Source organism: Micromonospora sp. NPDC048063 (assembly GCF_043202855.1).
GTDB lineage: Bacteria > Actinomycetota > Actinomycetes > Mycobacteriales > Micromonosporaceae > Micromonospora.
On the sequence record NZ_JBIDBG010000017.1, the window covers coordinates 80,543 to 101,504 of the forward strand.

Sequence of the window (20,962 nt, forward strand, 5' to 3'; positions counted from 1 at the left end):
CTCCTCACCAGTCAGCGGGCGCCGGTCAGCTCGGCCAGCCGCCGGTCGGCGAGTTCCTGGATGCGGTCCTTGTCGCTGACGATCACCGTGCCCGGGTCGGCGTCCGGCAGCTCGTCCTCCAGCCGCCGGATCGGCCGGTACGCCCACCCGGCGGCGGCGAGCGCCAGGGTGCACAGCCCGGCGACGATGGCGGTGAGCGCGATCCCCCGGCCGGGCCCGTGCCCGATCACCGCGCCGAGCGACCCGGCGATGCCGTCGCCGGTAGCCATCAGCGGCTCGAAGACCCCCTCGGCGAGCGGGGCGGCGGTGAGGAACCCGGCGGGCACCATCAGCCAGGAGAGCATCAGCGTGGTGGCGAGCACCCGGCCCTGCAGCTCCAGCCCCACCTTGGCCTGCACGATGGCCAGCCAGTGCGTGTTGACCAGCGCCGAGGCGAGCCCCAGCCCGAACAGGCCCACCGCCGGGAAGACCGGGTCCGGACGCAGCCCGACCATCAGCATCGCGACACCGAGCAGCACCACGCCGGTCAGGATGCCGGTGGTCCGCCGCGCCGTGCCGCCCCACACGCCCATCAGGATGCTGCCCAGCAGCAGCCCGGCGCCGCTGGCGGCGAGCACCACGCCGAGCACGGAGGGGTCGCCGAAGGAGAGGGTCAGCGGGGTGGCCAGCACCTCGACGACGGCGAAGAAGTAGTTGAGCAGCGCGGTCAGCACGATCATCGCGAGCAGGCCGTGCCGGCGGGCGATGAACCGCCAGCCCCCGAGGACCTCCTGTCCGAACGACTCCTCCCGCCGCTTGAACAGGGTGTCGGGGAAGCGTACGGCGAGGGTGATGCCGACCGCGACGGCGAAGCTGACCAGGTCGATCAGGACGATGCCGCGCAGGCCGATCGCGACCACGAGCGCGCCGCCGACCAGCGGGGCGAGCACGGTGCTGGTCGCGGTGCCCAGCGAGATGAGGCCGTTGGCCCGGCCGTAGTACCGCTTGGGCACGAGCTGGGTCACCGCCGCGAGGTACGCCGGTTGCTGGAACGCGGTGGCCAGCGCGCTGGCCGTGAGCGCCGCGAAGACGTGCCAGAGCTGCGCCCGGCCGGTCCAGAGCAGCACCGCCAGGACCACCGTGCCGCAGGCGGCGAAGGAGTCGGCGCAGACCATGATCAGCCGGCGGTCCCAGCGGTCGGCCAGCGCGCCGGCGATCGGTGAGAGGACCACCGCCGGCAGCAGCGCCAGCACGGAGGCCAGCGCGAACCAGGAGATCGAGCCGGTGCGCTGGTAGACCCACAGCGACAGGGCGAACCCGGTCAGCCCCGTGCCGACCAGCGACACGAGCTGCCCGAACGCGACCAGGAAGAACGTGGTCAGCCCGGAGCGGGCCGGCGGAACCGGCGCGGGGGCGCCCGTCCGGGGCACGCGCCGGCCGGGCGGCGCGGCGGACGACCCGGTCCCGGCCACCGGGCCAGCCGTTCGGGGCGGCGGCGCACCGCCCGTCGCCCGGGACGGCTCGGCCGGGGCCGCCACCTCGCCGGAGACCCCCTCCCCGACGGCCGGCCCGACAATGGCCGGCTCGGCGACGACTGCCGCCTCCGCCGGGTCGGCCAGGATGATGTCGGCCAGCTCCGTGGCCTGGTGCTTCTGGAAGTAGTGGCCCGCGCCCTCGATGGTGCGCAGGCAGACCGAGTCGGAGAAGTACGCCCACTCCAGGTAGCGCTCCTCGTACAGCTCGGTGGCGCGGTCGCCGGTGCCCACCACGCAGACGATCGGGGCGGCCAGCCGCCGGGGCAGCCCCTGGGCGTAGACGTCGGTGTAGTAGTCCTCGCCGACCCGGGTGTCGGCCAGGAAGATCCCCATCAGGAAGTCCTTCTCCCGTTCGTCGAGCACGTCGGTGAAGAAGCCCATGGCCCGCAGGAAGTCCAGCGCGTGCCGCTTCGAGGTCCAGCGCTCCATCGGGAAGGCGCGGCGGAACCAGCGGGCGAACCGGCCCGGCAGCCGGGGCGCCGGGAAGTGCCCGCCGACGACCACCCGGCGCACGTCGACTCCGGCCGCCTCCAGCCGCCGGCCCAGCTCGACGGCGGTGGCGCCGCCCATGCAGTGGCCGTATACCAGCACCGGACCGGAGATGCCGGCGGTCACCTCGGCCACGCACCGCTCGACCAGCTCGGCCATGCCCAGGGCCGGCTCGTCGGGGCGGTTGAGGTCGTGCCCGGGGCGTTGCAGCGCGTAGAGCGCGACGTGCGCGGGCATCGCGGCGGCCAGGGACTGGTAGGTCACCGCGCCGGCCCCGGCGAACGGTACGCAGAGCACCGTCACCGCCGGCGCGGCCGTCCGGGGCGGGGTCAGCTCGTGCAGCAACCGGTCGGGCTCGCCCGCCGCCGTGTCGGCGTGCCCGGTCAGGCCGCGGATCGTCGGGTGGCGGAACAGGTCCAGCACGCTGATCGGCGGCTCGATGCCGCTGAGCGCCCGGATCGCCGTGAACGAGTCCCCGCCGAGGTCGAAGAAGTCGTCGTCGATGCCGACCCGGTCGTAGCCGAGCACCTGCGCCCAGCGCTCGGCGAGGGCGGCCTGCAGCGGGGTGGCCGGCGCCGCGCCGACATCGCCGCGCGGCCCGCCGCGCTCGGGCGCCGGCAGGGCCCGGCGGTCGACCTTGCCGTTGTCGGTCAGCGGCAGGGCGTCGAGCGGCACGTACGTCGTCGGGACCATGTAGTCGGGCAGCCAGTCGCGCAGGAACGCCCGCCACCGGCCGGCCCCCTCGTCGGGCGGCTCGGGGCGTGGCGCGAGGTACGCGACCAGGGCCGGCTCGCCGTCGATGTCACGCACCACGACGGCCGACTCCCGCACCGCCGGGTGCCGTTGCAGCGCCGCCTCGATCTCGCCCAGCTCGATGCGGTGGCCGCGCACCTTCACCTGGGAGTCGTTGCGGCCGAGGCACTCGATCGTGCCGTCGGGACGCCACCGGGCGAGGTCGCCGGTGCGGTAGAGCCGGGCGCCCGGCCGGTCGGCGTACGGGTCGGGGCGGAACCGGTCGGCGGTCAGGCCCGGCTGGTCGAGGTAGTCGCGGGCCACCCCGGCGCCGCCGAGCCAGAGCTCCCCGACCACCCCGACGGGCACCGGCCGCAGCGCCTCGTCGAGCACGTACGCCCGCAGGTTGGCGATCGGCCGGCCGATGGTGACCTCGGGCGCGTCCGGCGCGATCCGGGCCGTGGTGGCCCAGATGGTGGCCTCCGTCGGCCCGTACATGTTCCACAGCTCGCCGACCCGGGCGGCCAGGTCGTGGGCCAGCGGCGGGGGCAGCGCCTCGCCGCCGCAGAGCGCCCTCAGCCCCGGCATCCCGGTCCAGCCGGAGGCGATCAGCAGCCGCCAGGTGGCCGGGGTGGCCTGCACGACGGTGGCCCCCTCGGCGCGCAGCAGCGCGGCCAGCCCGGCGGCGTCGTAGCCGACGTCCCGGCCGGCGACCACCACCCGGGCGCCGACCACCAGCGGCAGGAACAGCTCCAGCACGGAGATGTCGAAGGCGAAGGTGGTCAGCGCGACCAGGGTGTCGTCGGCGGTCAGGCCCGGCGCGTGCCGCATCGCGGTGAGCAGGTTGACCACCGAGGCGTGGCTGACCCGCACGCCCTTGGGCCGGCCGGTGGAGCCGGAGGTGTAGAGCACGTACGCCAGGTGCGCGGGCGTGGTGACCGGAACGGGGTCGGCGGCGCACTCGACGGCCAGGGACGGGTCGTCGACGCGCAGCACCGGGCCGGCGAAGTCCGCGAACCGGTCGGCCAGCCCCGGCTCGGTGACCAGCACCGCCGCGCGGCTGTGGTCCAGCACCCAGCGCTGCCGGTCCAGCGGGTACGACGGGTCCAGCGGGACGTACGCGCCACCGGACTTGAGCACGCCGAGCAGCGCCACCAGCAGGTCGGCGGAGCGTTCCATCGACACGGCGACCGTCACGTCCGGCCCGACGCCGACCCGGCGCAGCCGGCGGGCCAGCCGGTTGGCGCGCACGTTCAGCTCGGCGTAGCTGAGGGTGCGGCCCGCGAAGGTGACCGCGGGGCGGTCCGGGGTGCGGGCCACCTGCTCCTCGACCAGCCGGGCCAGCCCGACCGCCGGGACCGGCGCGGCCGTGGCGTTCCACTCCCCCAGTTGCCGGTGCCGCTCGGCGGGGGTCAGGATCTCCACGTCGGCGAGCCGGCCGTCCGGGTCCGCCACGAACGCGGTCAGCAGCGTCTCCAGGTGGGCCAGCATCCGCTCGGCGGTACCCGGGTCGAACAGCGCGGTGTTGTACTCCAGGCAGCAGAGCAACCCGTCCGGCCGGTCGTACGCGTACAGGGCGAGGTCGACCTGGGCGGTGCCGGGTTCGACGGTGAGCTGCTCCACCCGCAGGCCCGTCATCGCCAGGTCCTGCTCGGGCAGGTTGAGCAGGTTCACCATCACCTGGAACAGGGCGTTGCGGCTGAGGTCCCGGGGCACGTCGAGGGCGTCGACGACCCGCTCGAAGGGCGTCTCCTGGTGGTCGTACGCGGCCAGGGCGGTGCGGCGGGTCTCGTCGAGCAGCCGGGCGACGCTCCAGTCGCCGTCCAGGGTGGTGCGCAGCACGATGCTGTTGAGGAAGAAGCCGACCATCGGCTCCAGCTCGGCGCGGACCCGGCCGGCGACCGGGGAGCCGACGCAGATGTCGCGCTGCCCGGTGTAGCGGAACAGCAGCGCCTGCACGGCGGCGAGCACCGTCATGTAGAGGGTGGCGCCGTGCCGCTGGCCAAGGTCGCGGACCCGCTCGGTCAGCGCCGGCGGCAGGGTCAGCCGGGCCACCGCCCCGTCGAAGGTCTGCACCGGCGGCCGGGGCCGGTCGGTGGGCAGTTCCAGGGCGCCCGTCGCGCCGGCCAGCCGCTCGGTCCAGTACGCCAGGTCGGCGGAGTCGGCGGCGGCCCGCTCCCGCTGCCAGCGGGCGTAGTCGGCGTACTGGACCGGCAGGTCGGGCAGGGGCGAGGGCAGGTCGGCGGCGAGGGCGTCGTAGAGGGCGCCCAGGTCGGCCCGGATCACCCCGAGCGACCAGCCGTCGGAGACGATGTGGTGCATCGCGAGGCAGAGCACGTGCCGGCCCGGCCCGGAGCGGAACAGGACGGGCCGGAACAGCGGCCCCCGTTCCAGGTCGTACGGCCGGCGGGCCTCGGCGACCAGCGCCACGCGCTCCCGCTCGGCGAGGTCCGCGTCGTCGGCGCCCTCGGCGGCCAGGTCGACCACCGGCAGGTCGACCGGTGCGGCGGGCAGCACCACCTGCACCGGGTCCCCGCCGTCGGGGCCCGGCCGGACCACGGTGCGCAGCACCTCGTGCCGACGCACCACCTCGGTCAGCGCGGCGGCGAGCACGTCGACCCGCAGGTCGCCGTGCAGCCGCAGGGCGGTGAGCACCGCGTACGCGACCTGGTCGTGCACCTGCTCCAGGAACCACAGCCGGCGCTGCCCGGAGGAGACCGGGGCGGGCCCGGGGTCGATGGCGCGCGGGATCGGCGGCACCGCCGGCTCCGGCGCGGCCGGCAGGGCGGCGGCGACCCCGGCGACGGTGGGCCGGGCGAACACCGCCTCGATCGGCAGCGCCACCCCGAGCCGGGCGCGCACCCGGGCGACGACCTGGGTGGCGAGCAACGAGTGGCCGCCGAGGGCGAAGAAGTCGTCGTGCGCGCCGACCGGCGCGACGCCGAGCAGCTCGGACCAGATCTCCGCCACCGCCCGCTCCGCGGCGGTGCGGGGGGCGAGGTAGGCGGTGGTCAGTGCCGGCCGGTTGCCCCGCTCCGGCGAGTCCACGCCGGACGGGACGCCGCCGCCGTCCCCAGGGGACGCAGCCGCCGCGCCGGACGACGACGCGGGCTCCGCCCCGGGTCGCACGACGGGATCCGCCCCGGACGGCGGCACGGCGGGTTCCGCGCCGGGCGGCGGGGCAGGGCGCGGGGCGGGGACGCCGCGGTCGACCCAGTGCCGCTGCCGCTCGAACGGGTAGGTGGGCAGTTCCACCCGGCGGTGCGGCCCGGGGTGGAAGGCGGACCAGTCGACGCGTACGCCGGCGAGCCAGAGCCGGCCCACGGCGTCGAGCGCCACGCGGTGGTCGTCGGCGTCGGCGCGGACGTGGCGCATGACCTGCACCACGCGCTCGGGCCGCGCGCCGCCCTGGCGCAGCAGCCCGCCGAGGGTGTGCCCGGGGCCGACCTCGGCGACGACCAGGCCCCGCTCGGCCAGCAGCGCGGCGCAGTCGGCGAAGCGGACCGTGCCGCGCAGGTGCCGCACCCAGTACTCCGGGTCGGTGACCTCCCCGGGCCCCACGGCGGCGCCGGTGACGTTCGACAGGAACGTCGTCGTCGGCTCGGCATAACCGACCTGCCGCGCCTCGGTGCGGAAGTCGTCGAGCACCGGGTCGAGCAGCGCGGAGTGGAAGGCCCGGTCGGCGTGCAGCGGGCGGGTCTCGACCCCGTCGCGGTCGAGCCGCCGGCGCAGGGCGGCGACGGTGTCGGGCCGGCCGGACACCACGCACAGGCCGGGCGCGTTGACCGCGGCGAGCGCCAGGTCGTCGCCGAGCAGCGCGCCGACCTCGGACTCCGGCAGGGCGACGGCGAGCATCGCGCCCGGCTCGGTGCCCTGGGCGAGGCGGCTGCGGGCGCACACCAGCCGCAGCGCGTCCGCGAGGACGAACACGCCGGCCAGGCACGCGGCGACGTACTCGCCGAGGCTGTGCCCGGCCACCGCCTCGGGGCGCAGGCCCCGCTCGACCAGCAGCCGGGCCAGCGCGTACTCGGTGACGAAGAGCGCCGGCTGGTTGATCCGGGGCTCGGCGAGCAGGCGCTCCGCCTCGGCCCGGTCGGCGGGCGCGGGGTCGAGCACCGCCCGCAGGTCCACCCCGAGCGGCTCGCGCAGCAGTTCCGCGCAGTGGTCCACGACCGCCCGGTAGCCGGGCTCGGCCCGGTACAGGCCGGCGCCCATGCCGACGTGCTGCGCGCCGTGGCCCGGGAAGACGAAGGCCAGGCCGGCGTCGCCGTCGGTCGCGGCGGTGAGCAGCCGCGCCGGGTCGCCGAGCGCGTCGAGGGCGTCGGCCCGGTCGGCGCAGACGACGGCCCGCCGGTGCGCCATCTGCCGCCGCCGGCCCAGGCCCGCGGCCACGTCCGCCAGCGGCAGCGCGGGGTACGCGTCGAGGTGCGCGCGCAGCGCGTCGGTGGCCCGGTCCAGCGCGGCGGGCGTACGCGCGGAGAGCACCAGCAGGTGCGGACCGGCGGGCGGCGCGACGGCCGGCGGCGCGGCGGCGGCCGGCGGGGCTTCCTCCAGCACGACGTGGGCGTTCGTGCCGCCCATCCCGAAGGAACTCACCCCGGCCCGGCGCGGCCCGGAGTCGCCCGGCCACGGCCGGGCCCGGGTCGGCAGGTGGAACGGGCTGGCGGCGAAGTCGATGGCGGGGTTGGGCCGGCGCAGGTTGACCACCGGCGGCAGGGTGCGGTGCCGCAGCGCCAGCACGGTCTTGATCAGGCCGGCCACCCCGGCCGCGGCGTCGGTGTGCCCGATGGCGGCCTTGACCGAGCCGAGCGCGCAGAACCCGGTGTCGGCGGTGCCGCGGCGGAACGCCTCGGTGAGCGCGGCGACCTCGATCGGGTCGCCGAGGCTGGTGCCGGTGCCGTGCGCCTCGACGTAGCCGACCGTGCGGGGGTCCACCCCGGCCACGGTGAGGGCTCGGCTGACCACCTCGGCCTGGCCGGCGACGCCGGGGGCCGAGTAGCCGGCCCGGCGGGCGCCGTCGTTGTTCACCGCCGAGCCGCGGATCACCGCGTGCACCAGGTCGCCGTCGGCGAGGGCGTCGGCAAGCCGGCGCAGCACCACGATGCCGACCCCGCTGGAGGCGATGGTGCCGCGGGCGTCGGCGTCGAACGGGCGGCAGTGCCCGTCCGGGGAGAAGATCCCGCCGTCGTGATGCAGGTATCCCTGCCGCTGGGCGGGAAAGACGCTCACCCCGCCGGCCAGCGCCAGGTCGCACTCGCCGGCGAGCAGGCTCTGCCGGGCCAGGTGCACCGCGACCAGGGAGGTGGAGCAGGCGGTGCCGACGCTGACGCTCGGCCCGGTCAGGTTCAGCTTGTACGACGCCCGGGTCGCCAGGAAGTCCTTGTCGTTGCTCAGCGCGAGCTGGTACTCCCCGAGCGCCCGGATCTCCTCGGGCGCGTCGCGCAGGTGCTCCGACAGGTAGTCGGCCCGGCCGGAGCCGGCGAAGAGCCCGATCTGCCCCGCGTACGCCTCCGGGTCGTGGCCGGCGCGTTCGAGGGCCTCCCAGGCGCACTCCAGCAGCAGCCGGTGCTGCGGGTCGAGCACCTGTGCCTCGCGCGGCGTGAAGCCGAAGAACTCGGCGTCGAAGCGGTCCACGTCGGGCAGCTCGGTGCCCCGCCGCACGTACGCCGGGTCGCCGATCAGCGTCGGGTCGGCCCCGTCGGCGAGCAGTTCCTCGGTGCGGAACTCCCGGACGGCCTCCACGCCGTCGCGGACCAGCCGCCAGAACTCCTCGGGGGTGCGGGCGCCGGGGAACCGGAGAGCCATCCCGACCACCGCGATCGCGTCCCCGGGCACCCCCGTACGCGTGGCGGCCGGGGCCGCACGCGGCGCCGAAACAGCCGGCGGCGCGGCGACGCCGGCGAGGAACCCGGCCAGCGCGGCGACGGTGGTGTGGCGGAACAGGTCGGTCACGGTGAGCACCGGACCGAGCCGCTCGACCAGCAGCCGGTGCACGGCCAGCAGCCGCAGCGAGTGCCCGCCCAGGTCGAAGAAGTTGTCCCGGGTGCCGACCCGGTCGACGCCGAGCACCTCCCGCCACAGCTCGGCGACGAGCCGCTCGGCCGCGGCGACGTCGCCGACCGGCGGCGCCACCGGCGCGGCCCCCGGCCCGGCCGGCTCCGGCCTGCCGCCCGGGGGCGGCGGGAGGGCGGCCGGGTCGAGCTTGCCGTTGCCGGTCAGCGGCAGCGCGTCGACGCCGACGAACGCGGCCGGCACCAGGTGTCCGGGCAGCTCCGCCCGCAGCCCGGCGCGCAGCGCGGCCGGATCCGGGTCGCCGGTCAGGTAGGCGACCAGCCGCGGGTCGTCGGGGTCGTCGCGGCGCAGCACGACGGCGACGTCGCTGTCCGGCCGGAGCCGGCGCAGCGCCGCCTCCACCTCGCCGGGCTCGATGCGGTGGCCGCGCAGCTTGACCTGCCCGTCGGCGCGGCCCAGGAACTCCAGGACGCCGTCGGCGCGCCACCGGGCCAGGTCGCCGGTGCGGTAGAGCCGCCGCCCGCCCTCGGCGGCGAACGGGTCGGGCAGGAACCGGTCGGCGGTCAGCCCGGGCCGGTTCAGGTAGCCGCGGGCCACGCCAACGCCGCCGACGTACAACTCGCCGGTGACGCCGACGGGGACCGGGTCGAGCCGGTCGTCCAGCACGTACAGGGTGGTGTTGGCGATCGGCCGGCCGATCGGCACGGAGCCGGCCCGCGCGGTGTCGGGGCCGACCTCGTGCACCGCGCAGCCGACGACGGTCTCGGTCGGGCCGTACTCGTTGACGAGCCGGGTGCCGGCGGCGTGGTCCCGCCACAGCGCCACCTGGTCGGCGCGCAGGTTCTCCCCGCCGATGACGAACGCCCGGGTCCGGCCCGCCGCCCCGGTCGCCCCGACCTGCCGGTTGACGATCTCCAACTGGGCGGGGGTGATCTTGACCAGCCCGTACGGCGTGCGCCGTGCGCGCAGCGCCTCGCCGAGCCCCGCCGGCCCGAGGTCGTCGGGGAGCAGCCGGACGGTCGCGCCGGCGGCCAGCGGCACCAGCAGGCTGGTCACCGTCAGGTCGAAGCCGATCGAGGAGTGCACCGGCACCTCGTCGCCCGGGCCCAGCCGGTACGCGGCGCCCGCCCAGCGCAGGTAGTTCACCACGCCCCGATGGGTCACCATCACGCCCTTCGGGCGGCCCGTCGAGCCGGAGGTGTGCATGACGTAGGCGAGGTCGTCCGGGCCGGTCCGCGCGGACACCGGGGCCGTCCCGGTCGGCGGCGCCGCGTCGAGGCCGACCTCGACCGGCCGGGCCTCCCCCGCGGGGAGCCGGTGCCGCAGCGGCGCGGAGGTCAGCACCACCGGCGCGCCGGTGTCGGCCAGGAGGTGCCCGAGCCGGGCCGGCGGGTGGGTCGGGTCCAGCGGCACGTACGCGGCCCCGGCCTTGAGCGCCGCGAGGAGCGCCACCGGCAGCGCGGCGGACCGCTCCAGCAGGACGCCGACGAGGTCGCCCGCGCCGATCCCCTCGGCGCGCAGCGTCGCGGCCAGCGCATCGGCGCGGGCGTCGAGTTCCCCGTAGCTCAGGGTGCGCGCGTCGTCGGCGACCGCCGGGGCGTCCGGCAGTTCCCGGGCCCACCGGCCGACCAGCGCGTGGACGCGGTCGTCCGGCGGCGCGGCGGTGGCGGTGTCGTTCCAGTCCACCAGCATCCGTCGGCGTTCCTCGGCGGCGAGCAGCCGGGCGTCGCGGATCCGGACGTCGGGATCGGCGAGCAGGTCGGCCAGCAGGGTCCGGAAGTGTCCGGCGAGCCGCGCCACGGTCGCCGCGTCGAACAGGTCGGTGCGGTACTCGACCACGGCGTCGAGCCCGTCCGCGCCGGGGCGTACGGCCACGGTCAGGTCGAACTTCGCGGTGTGGGTCGGCACCTCGACGCAGGTCGCGTCGATCCCGGGCAGCCGCAGCGGCGCGGGCGCGTCGGCGTGCACGAACATCACCTGGAACAGCGGGCTGTGCCCGGCGTGCCGGGCCGGGCGCACCGCCTCGACCACGCTTCCGAAGGGCAGCTCCTGCCGTTCCCGGGCGGCCAGCACCTCGGCCCGGACCCGGGCGACGCAGGTGGCGAAGGTCGGGTCGTCGGTCAGGTCGGTCCGGATCACCACGGTGTTGACGAACAGGCCGACCAGCGGCTCCGTCTCCGGGCGGCCGCGGTTGGCCACCGGGGTGCCGACAGGCACGTCGTACCGGCCGGTCCACCGGGCCAGCAGCACCTGGAACGCGGCGAGCAGCAGCAGGTACGGCGTGACGTTGAGCCGCCGGCACAGCGCCCGCAGCGCCTCGGGCGGGACGCCCAGCGGGAACACGGCGGTGGCGCCGGCCTGCGACGGCGCGGCGGGCCGGGGGCCGGTGGTGGGCAGCTCCAGCACCGGCGGCGCGCCCGCGAGCCGCTCCCGCCACCAGCGCCGCTGCGCCTCCGCCTCCGGCCCGGCCAGCCACCGCCGCTGCCACCGCGCGTAGTCGCCGTACGTGACAGGCAACGCCGGCAGCTCGGCGGACCGGCCGGCGAGCCGGGCGGCGTACGCCTCGGAGAGTTCGTCGGCGACGATCCGCAGCGACCACTCGTCCACCGCCGCGTGGTGCGCGGTCAGCACCAGCACGTGGTCGGTGTCGGCGAGGCGCAGCAGGCGGGCCCGCAGCACCGGGCCGCCGCCCAGGTCGATCGGGGTGGCCGCCTCGGCGGCGAGGCGGGCGGCCAGCTCGTCCTCCCGCGCGGACGCGGCCAGCCCGGTCAGGTCCAGCACGGCCAGCAGTCCGGTCGGCGGCTCGGCGACCACCGGCACCACCTGGTCGCCCTCGGCGGTCAGCGTGGTGCGCAGCGGCTCGTGCCGGGCGACCACCGCGTCCAGCGCCGCGCTCAGGGCGGGCAGGTCCAGCGGGCCGCGCAGCCGCCACGCCACCGGCGCCAGGTACGCCGGGTCGCCCGGGTCGGCCTGCGCCAGGTACCACATCTGCCGCTGCCCGGCGGAGGCGACGCGGCCGGCGGCCCCGCCGCCGGGGATGATCGCGTCCACGTCGGGGACGGCCGCGTCCCCGTCGGCGGTAGCGGCGCGCCGGGCGCGCAGGGCGGCGAGCAGCGCGGCCTGGCGCGGCGAGAGCACATCAGTCATCGAGACGCCCGAGCATCGTCTCGGCCTCGGCGTCCGAGCAGGCCAGCACGCTGAGGTAGAGCGCGGCGGCCTCGTCCACGGCGGGACCGTGCTCGGCGCGCAGCGCGGCGGTGAACTCGCCCAGCGTGGGATGCTCGAAGACGGCGGCCAGCGGTACCCGCACGTCGAGGGCGGCGCGCAGCCGGGCTGCCATCCGGGCAGCCACCAGGGAGTCGCCACCGAGCACGAAGAAGTTGTCCTCCGCCGTCACGTGGTCGGCCCGCAGCGCCGCGCGCCAGGCGTCCGCCACGACCTCCGCGACCGCGCTGCCCCCGTCACGTGTCCCGTCCGTCGTCATCGCGTCCCCCGGTCGCGTCGTCCGTCCGTCGTCATCGCGTCCCCGTCGTCCCGTCATCGCGGCCCCCGTCGTCCCGTCATCGCGGCCCCCCGGTCGCGTGTTCCGTTCCCGTCAGCTCGTCCCCGGGTGTCTCCGCCGGTGCCGACGGTCTGCCCGTCAACGGCCCACACCCGCAGCAGGCCGAGCGCCTCCGCGTCGTCGCGCGCCTCGACCACCGGGCACGGCACCGGGGCCGGGCCGGTGCCGGCGGCATCCAGCAGGAACCAGAGCCAGGCGAGGTACCGGCCGGCGATCTCGTCGGCCGCGGTCTCCGCCTCGGCCGGGTCGAACCCGTTGGCGGTGGCGAAGGCGCGGGCGAGCCGGGTCAGCTCGTCGCGCAACCGGTCCACGGTGGTCACCGGGTCGGCGAGCAGCGGCGTCGGGTCGGCCGGCGCGGGATCGCCGGTGAGCTTGCGGTGCAGCACCGCGTACTCGTGGCGGACCGTCTCCTCGTCGGGCACCGTCGCCGCGACCAGGACCAGGTGGACCGGTGGTCCGCCGGCGTCGGCGAGGGCGCGGGCCAGGTGGTGGGCGAAGACCGCCGCGCTGCAGTAGCCGACGACCGTCACCGGGCCGGCGTCGGCGGGCCGCAGCCGGAGGAACTCCGCCGCGCAGGCGTCCGCCAGGTCGCGGTGGCCGGGCAGCCCCGGGTGCAGCTCCAGGCTGGTCACCGGGTCCAGCCGCCAGATCTCGTGCCGGCCGCCCCGCCCGGGCCCGCCCGGTCGGCACCCCGCCCCGGCTCCCGTCGCCCCGTCGACACCGGCCTCGGCCTCGACACCGGCCTCGGCTTCGGTTTCGGATTCGGCTTCGGCTTCGACTTCGACTTCGGCTTCGGCTTCGGCTTCGGCTTCGGCTTCGGCTTCGGCTTCGGCGAGGGTGGCGGCGAGGCCGGGGCCGGCGGAGTCGCCGGCGAACTCAACCGTCAGCAGGCACCCGGACCGTCCCTCGCTGACCTGGCGCAACGCGATCGTCCGTGCCATCGGGGTCTCCTTGTGCGTACGCGTCGAGCTGGTCGGTGACGGCGGCGGCGAGCGCCGCCGCGGCGTCCGGGGTGAGCGCCCGCCCGTCGGCCTCGACGAGGACGGACAACGCCCCACCCGGGTGCTGACGCAGGGTCAGGCAGACCGGGAAGCGGTTAGCGGAGCGGCGCAGCTCCCGCCGCCGCCAGGTGACCCGGCCGGTGACCAGCTCGGGCTCCTCCACCGAGTCGAGATAGCAGGTCGGGTAGGCGCCGGGCGGGGCGCCGGTGCCCCGCAGCACCTCGGCCGCCACCTCCCGGAACGGGGCCTGCTCGGCCACCGCCCGACGCAGCTCCGTCCGGACCCGGCCGAGGGTGTCGGGCCAGGGCTTCCGTAGGTCCGTGCAGGGCAGCAGCACGGTGTTGACCGCGTACCCGGCGACGTCGAACTCGTCGGCGGCCCGGCGGGTGGTGGTGGCGCAGCCGACGACCACCGCGTCCCGGTCGAGCAGCGCGCCGAGCGCCCGCGCGTACGCGGCGGCGGCCAGTTCGGTCGCGGTGCCGTCGCCCGCCCGGGTCAGCGCCCGGGCCGTGGCGCGCACCGGACGGGTCACCACGGTCCGGCCGGTGCCGCCGGGTACCGGGGCCGGCTCGGCGATCCCGCGCACCCGGGCGGCGGTGGCGCGGACGGCCTCCCGGGCGGCGGCGTCGGCGACCCGGGCCGACCGGCGCAGGTTCAGGTCGCACAGCGTGGTGGCGGGCGACGGGGGCGACCAGGCCGGGTCGTCGTGGCAGCGGGCCAGGTCGGCCAGGAACAGCCGCAGGGACCACGCGTCGACCGCCAGGTGGTGCCAGACCAGCAGCAGGTCGGTGCGGTCGCCGGAACCGAGCACGGCGCAGCGCAGCAGCGGCTCGGCCGTCGTGTCGAACGGGCGGCGGGCGCGGGCCCGCACGGCCGCGTCGAGCGCCGGGCCGTCGGTGACGTCGACCAGTTCCACGGTCGGTGGGTGCCGGTCGAGCACCAGCTCGGGCAGGCCGTCGACGAGCCGCAGCCCGGCGCCGAACGCGGGGTGGGCGGCGACCGCCCGGCGCAGCGCGGCGGCCAGCCGGCTCCGGTCCACCGGGCTGGTCGTGCTGAACCAGACCGGCTCCACGTAGAGGTCGGTGCCCGGGTTCAGCTCGTCGTGCAGCCACAGCCCGAGCTGCTCGGGGGTCAGCGGCGCGCACCGCGCGCCCGCTGGCGTCGGGGGCGCGCCTGCGGTCGCCGTCGTCGAGGGCGCGCCCGCGAGCGCCGGACCGCCGGACGCGACCCGCCCGGCGGCGTCGCGCGACCGGCCGGTCGACGCCTCGCGCAGCCGGGCGGCGAGGGCCGCCGCGTCGGGGGCGCGCAGGACGTCGGCGGGGGTCACCGGCACGCCGGTGCGCTCGGTCAGCCGGGCGGCCACCCGGGCCGCGGCGAGCGAGGTGCCACCGAGCGGCAGGAAGGCGTCGCCGGGCCGGATCTCCCCGGCCGGCAACACCCGCCGCCAGGCGTCGAGCACCACGGCGGCCGGGTCGGGCACGTCGACCGGGTCAGGCACGTCGACCGGGCCGGGCACGTCGGCCAGGCCCCCGGGGCCGGTCGGGGAGCCGGCGGCGGGCAGGGGCAGCGCGGCGAGCCGGTCGTGGTCGTACTTGCCGTGCGGGGTCAGCGGCAGCCGGGGCAGCAGGGCCACCACCGCCGGCACGGCGTACCCGGGGAGCCGGTCGCGGGCGTGGTCCCGTACCGCCCGCTCGGTCAGCCCGGCCCCCGGCTCCGCCGCCACGTACGCCACCAGCACGTCCCCGAGCTCGTCCCAACGCCGGGCCGCCACCACCACGTCGCGGACGCCGGACAGCCGGCGCAGCACCGCCTCCACCTCGGCCGGCTCGATCCGGAAGCCGCGGAGCTTGACCTGCCGGTCGACGCGGCCGAGGAAGAGCAGGTTGCCGTCGGGCAGGGTGCGCGCCAGGTCGCCGGTCCGGTAGCTGCGCGTGCCGTCGGCCGCCGTGCCGAACGCCGGTTCCCCGCCCGGGTCCCGCAGGTAGCCGCGGGCCACCGCCGCGCCGGCGACGACCACCTCGCCGGTCCCCGTCGGGCGGCACGACCCGTCGGGTTGGCGCAGCAGCAGCCGGGTGCCCCGCACGGCGGTGCCGATCGGGGTCCGTTCGCCGGCCACCGCGCCGTCGCGGGGCACCACGTACAGGGCGCAGCAGACGGTCGCCTCGGCCGGGCCGTACCCGTTGACGACGGTCAGGGCCGGCCTGCTGCGGGCGATGTCCTGCAACAGCGGGCGCGGGATCGGCTCGACGCCGACCAGCAGCCGCCGCAGCCCGGTCAGCGCCCCCGGCTCGGCGCGCAGCAGCGCCCGCAGCTCGGGCAGGAACGCCGGCGGCACGTACGCGCTGCCCGCCCCCGCCGCGTCCAGGAACCCGGCGAGCGCGGCGCCGTCGTGCCGCGCCCCGTCCGGCACGACCCGCACCGTCCCGGCCCGCACCAGCGGGGCGAAGCACTCCCAGACCGCGACGTCGAAGGAGGGGCGGGTCCACCAGGTGCCGGTGTGCCCGTCCGGCGCCGGCGCGCGGTCGTCGAGGTCGGCGAGGAGGTTGACCAGGTTGCCGTGCTCCACCTGCACGGCCTTCGGCGCGCCCGTCGAGCCGGAGGTGTGCACCACGTACGCCACGTCGGACGGCTCGCCGGTGTCGGTGAGGGGCGTGGCCGGCCCGGCCCCGACGGCGGCCGGCGCGAGGACGGGCCGCCCGGGCGGGGCGGACCCGGCCACCACGAGCGCCGGTTCGGCGGCGTCGAGCAGCGCGGCGACGCGGGCCGGCGGCTGGCGCGGGTCCAGCGGCACGTACGCCGCCCGCACCGCGAACGCGCCGACGGCGGCGGCGACGGCATGCGCGCCGGGCTCCAGCAGCACCCCGACCCGGTCGCCGGGGCCGACACCGCGCGCGGCGTAGCCGGCGGCGTAGCGGCCGGCCAGGTCGCGCAGCCCGGCCCAGGTGACGACGGCGTCCTCGGCGTGCACGGCGACCGCGTCCGGCCGCCGGTCGGCGGCGGCGAGCAGGCGGCTGAGCAGGGTGCCGGTCACCGGGCCGCCCCGACCCCGTCCGCCGCGACCGGCCCGGCGGCGCGCAGCGCCTCGACGGCGGCGAGGTAGTCGGCGAAGCGCCGGTGCTCGTAGAGCAGCGTGGCGCGCACGTCGACCCGCAGGCCCTGCCGGACCAGGGCGCTCAGCCGCACCGCGAGCAGCGAGTCGCCGCCGACGGTGAAGAAGTCGTCGTCGGGACGGGGCGGGGCGCCCAGCACGGCCCGCCACGCCTCGGCGACCGCCGTCCCGGCCTCGGTCGGCCGGTCCCCCGGCGCGTCCCGGCCGTCCCCGCGCTCGCCGGCCAGCCGCCGGGCGGTGCCGGCGCGCAGCGCGGCCCGGTCGAGCTTGCCGTTGGTGGTCAGCGGCAGGGCGTCGCACCGCTCCACGAGGTGCGGCACCATCGCGGCGGGCAGCCGGGAACGCAGCCAGTCCCGCACGCCGTCGGCGTCGACCGCGCCGACCACCCAGGCCACCAGCAGCGTCTGCCCGTCCCGGTCGAGCGTGCCGGCTGCGGCCTGGCCGACGCCGGGCATCGCGAGCAGGGCGAACTCCACCTCCCGCAGCTCGATCCGGTGGCCGCGGACCTTGACCTGGCCGTCGCCGCGGCCGACGAAGTGCAGCTCGCCGTCGCGGTCGCGCCGGCAGACGTCCCCGGTGCGGTAGCGCCGCTCCCCGTCGGTGACGCCGAAGGCGGCGGCGGTCTCGGCGGGCGCGGACCGGTAGCCACGGGCCAGCACCGGCCCGGCGACGACCAGCTCACCCTGCTCGGCACCGTCCTCGGGGCCGGTCGGGGCCAGGGCCAGCCGGGCGCCGGCGACCGGCCGTCCGATCGGCGGCGGACCGGTCCGGTCGGTGTGCCGGCGCAGGTCCGACGTGGCGGTGACCAGGATGGTCGCCTCGGTGGGGCCGTAGAGGTTGTGCACGGCGGCGCCGAAGTCGGCCGGTGGCCAGGTGCGCAGCCGGTCGCCGCCCGTGGCCAGGCTGCGCAGCCGGCCGGTGTCGGCGCCGGCGCGCAGCAGGTGCTCGGCGAGCGGGGTGGTGAGGAAGCAGTGGTCGACCTCGCGCACCGTCGCCGCCACCCGCTCCGGGTCGCGGGCCACCGACTCGTCGGCGAGCAGCACCGTGGCGCCGCGCATCAGCGGCGCCCAGAGGTCGAGCAGGGCGGCGTCGAAGGCCAGCCCGGCGAAGGCGGCGGTCCGCACGCCGGGGCCGAGGCGGAAGGCGGTCGCGTACCAGTCGAGGACCGTCCACAGGCTGCGGTGGGCGACCTCGACCTGCTTGGGCCGGCCGGTGGAGCCGGAGGTGGAGATGAGGTACGCCAGGTCGTCGGCGTCGGGCAGCCGCAGGTGTTCCTCCCGGCCCGCGCGGACCGGGATGACCCCGGCGGGCAGCCGGTCGGCGTACTCCTCGGCGGTGACGGCGACGCGGCAGCCGGCGTCGGTGAGGATCCGGGCGACCCGGGCCACCGGCAGCGCCGGGTCCAGCGGGAGGAACGCGGCACCGCAGAACCAGGCGGCGAGCTGCCCGACGACGGCGTCGGCGGTACGCGGCCGCAGCACCGCGACGACCCGCCCGTCGGTGTCGCCCGCGGCCAGCGTCGGGGCCAGCGCCCCGGCCAGCTTCGTGGCGGCGGTGACGAGGTCGCGGTAGCGCAGCGTGCGGTGGCTGTCGACGACCGCCGGCCGGTCGGGATGTGTCCGGGCGGCGCGCAGCACCTGGGCGGGGACGGTGGTGGGGCGGTGCTGACCGGCACGTGCGGTGGCGGTCACGGCTCCCCGCAGGGTCGGGTCACGACAGCGCCTCCAGGTCGCGCGGCGGAAGGGGTGCGTAACAGCACGTCAACGCTTGTTACGCGAGTCATCCTGGCACCACGGCACGTGTCACGACCATCATCGACGGTGACGGGCCGAAACGGCGTTCGCCTCCATTTTCATGCACGTAGGTCTATTGACGCGCGGATGTCGACTTCGCTAAACGGAGCAGGCGGGAAACCCACGGTGACCCGGCGGCCGCACCCGACGCGGGACCGGGGCGGGCCGGCTCACCCCACCTCGCTCAGCAGCCCGTCGACGAGGTCGCGCGGCAGCCCGTGGGTGTCGTGCAGGTCGCGGTAGTCCTCGTCGGTCAGCGGCCCCCGGGACCGGCGGCGCCGGACCACCGGGCGCCCGCGCCGCAGCAGCTCCCGGAACCGCCGCTCCTCGCCGGAGAGCACCTCGCGCACCTCCTCGACGGTGACGCCCTGCCGGAACCCGTCGAGGGTGTGCCGCACCGGCCCGGTGGGCAGGTCGGACAGGCTGCGGGACGGCTCGTCGCGCCACAGGGTGGTGAGTACGCGGCGCAGCAGCCGGCGCAGCACGTAGCCGCGACCCGTGTTCGACGGCCGGACGCCGTCGCCGACCACCACCACGCTCGACCGCAGGTGGTCGCCGACCAGGCGCAGCGGCTCGTCCCGCAGGTCCCACACGTTGCGGACGCCGCGGACCCACGGCACGAGCCCCTCGGTCTCGAAGACGGAGCGGTGGCCCCGCAGCACCATCTCCAGCCGTTCGAGGCCCATCCCGGTGTCCACGTTGGGCTGCCGCAGCGGCGTCAGGCTCCCGTCCGGGTGCCGGCGGTAGCGCATCCGCACGTGGTTCCAGACCTCCATCCACCGGCCGTCGGTGCCGGGGGTGCCCCGGGACGGCCCGTCCCCCGTCCAGACGAAGATCTCCGTGTCGGGTCCGCACGGCCCGGTGGGGCCGTTGGACCACCAGTTCTCCTGCCCGGTCAGCTCCACGGGCAGGCCCAGCTCACCCCAGGTGCGCAACGAGGACTCGTCCGGGCCGACCTGGTCGTCGCCGCCGAAGACCGTCACGTGCAGCCGGTCGTGGTCGACGCCGAAGCCGTCGCGCAGCAGCTCGTAGCCCCAGCGCAGGCTCTGCGGGAGGCCGTAGTCGCCGAGCGACCAGGAACCCAGCATCCGGAACACGGTCAGGTGGGTGGAGTCGCCGACCTCGTCCAGGTCGGTGGTGCGCAGGCAGCGCTGCACGCTCACCAGGCGCCGGCCCAGCGGGTGGGGTCGGCCCTCCAGGTAGGGGGTCAGGGGATGCATGCCGGAGGTGGTGAACAGCACTGGGTCGCCCGGCGGCGGGACGAGCGAGCCGTCGGGCACGAGTTCGTGGCCGCGCTCGCGGAAGAAGTCGACGAAGGTGCGGCTGATCGGGTCGTACGTCATGGCGGACGGCCTTCCGGGTGGGGCGGCCGGAAAGGGTCCACCGCCGGGGAACCGGCGGGCCGGGACGACGGAGAAGAACGCCGGCGGACCGTTTCCGGTCGCCGGCGGGAGGTGGTGAGGTCAGGCGGCGGCGACCGACGAGCGCGAAGCTCGCGCGGCCGCGGCGGCGAAGGAACACCTGATCTCCATGCCCCCGACTGTACGCGCACGCCGACGCCGCCGCCCAGCGCGTTTCGCGCGGGGGCGGCGGCGTCGGGGAGGGTCAGGAACCCACGGAGACGAGGGCCGGGGCGGGACGGTCGTCGACCGGGCGGGGCGTCTTCCGGTTGGGCAGGGACAGCCGGAAGACCTTCTTCCACGCGGAGAAGACCTGCCGGGGCAGCGAGCCGGTGGTGTACTTCAGCCCGTACCGGTCGAACAGGGCCCGCACCTCGGGGGCGATCTCCTGGTAGCGGTTGCTGGGCAGGTCGGGGAAGAGGTGGTGCTCGATCTGGTACGACAGATTGCCGGTCATGATGTGCAGCAGCCGGCTGCCGCTGATGTTGGCCGAGCCGAGCATCTGCCGCAGGTACCACTCGCCGCGCGTCTCGCCCTCGATCGAGCGCCGGGAGAAGGTCTCCACGCCCTCCGGGAAGTGCCCGCACATGATCACCGAGTGGCTCCACAGGTTGCGCAGGAGGTTGGCGGTGAACGTCGCGGCCAGCGTGTGCAGGAACGACGGCCCGGACAGCAGCGGGTGCAGGACGTAGTCCTTGAGCACCTGGCGGCGGATCTTCCGCCCCACCGCGCGGGCCCGGGCCCGGAACTCCGGCTTCTTGTGCCGGCCCTTGCGCAGGTTGCGCCCCAGCTCCAGGTCGTACGCGGCGATGCCGTACTCGAAGAAGCAGGCGTTGATGAAGTTCCACAGCGGCTGGCCCAGGTGGAACGGGTGCCACCGCTGGTCCTCGTCGACGCGCATGATGCCGTAGCCGAGGTCGTTGTCCTTGCCGATCACGTTCGTGTACCGGTGGTGCAGCTCGTTGTGCGAGTGCTTCCACTGGTCGGCCGGCGAGACGTGGTCCCACTCCCAAGTGGTGGAGTGGATCTTCGGGTCCCGCATCCAGTCCCACTGGCCGTGCAGGACGTTGTGGCCGATCTCCATGTTCTCCAGGATCTTGGCCACGGTCAGGCCGGCGGTGCCCACGATCCAGGCCGGCGGGAAGAGCGAGAACAGCAGCACCACCCGGCTGCCCAGCTCCAGCCTGCGCTGCGTCGAGATGACCCGGCGGATGTACGCGGCGTCCCGCTCGCCCCGGTCGGCGATCACCCGGTCGCGGATCGCGTCGAGTTCCTTGCCGATGGTCTCGATGTCCTCGGCGGTCAGGTGGGCGATCGGGTTGACGGGCTTGTTCTGGATCACGGTCACGT

At 76.7% G+C, this 20,962-nt stretch carries 7 protein-coding genes; all 7 read right to left on the minus strand.

What is annotated here, in order from left to right:
• Nucleotides 1-11: 11 nt before the first annotated feature.
• A complete protein-coding gene (locus ACGFZ2_RS28510; RefSeq protein WP_393458797.1) occupies nt 12-11,894 on the minus strand; it encodes an amino acid adenylation domain-containing protein in 11,883 nt (3,960 codons plus the stop codon).
• Nucleotides 11,887-12,231, minus strand: coding sequence for a phosphopantetheine-binding protein (locus ACGFZ2_RS28515; protein ID WP_393458800.1), 345 nt, complete (start codon nt 12,229-12,231; stop codon nt 11,887-11,889). The genes ACGFZ2_RS28510 and ACGFZ2_RS28515 overlap by 8 nt, the downstream gene beginning before the upstream one ends.
• A gap of 53 nt (nt 12,232-12,284) precedes the next feature.
• Nucleotides 12,285-13,250, minus strand: coding sequence for a thioesterase domain-containing protein (locus tag ACGFZ2_RS28520; protein ID WP_393458803.1), 966 nt, complete (start codon nt 13,248-13,250; stop codon nt 12,285-12,287).
• Nucleotides 13,186-16,341, minus strand: a complete 3,156-nt coding sequence (locus tag ACGFZ2_RS28525) for an AMP-binding protein (RefSeq protein WP_393458805.1) — start codon at nt 16,339-16,341, stop codon at nt 13,186-13,188. The genes ACGFZ2_RS28520 and ACGFZ2_RS28525 overlap by 65 nt, the downstream gene beginning before the upstream one ends.
• Nucleotides 16,338-18,110, minus strand: a complete 1,773-nt coding sequence (locus ACGFZ2_RS28530) for a non-ribosomal peptide synthetase (RefSeq protein WP_393458808.1) — start codon at nt 18,108-18,110, stop codon at nt 16,338-16,340. The genes ACGFZ2_RS28525 and ACGFZ2_RS28530 overlap by 4 nt, the downstream gene beginning before the upstream one ends.
• Nucleotides 18,111-18,382: 272 nt before the next feature.
• Nucleotides 18,383-19,555: an alanine--tRNA ligase-related protein gene (locus ACGFZ2_RS28535; RefSeq protein ID WP_393458811.1), complete on the minus strand. Its 1,173-nt coding sequence runs from the start codon at nt 19,553-19,555 to the stop codon at nt 18,383-18,385.
• Between the two features lie 262 nt (nt 19,556-19,817).
• Nucleotides 19,818-20,960: a fatty acid desaturase family protein gene (locus ACGFZ2_RS28540; protein ID WP_393458814.1), complete on the minus strand. Its 1,143-nt coding sequence runs from the start codon at nt 20,958-20,960 to the stop codon at nt 19,818-19,820.
• Nucleotides 20,961-20,962: the final 2 nt, after the last annotated feature.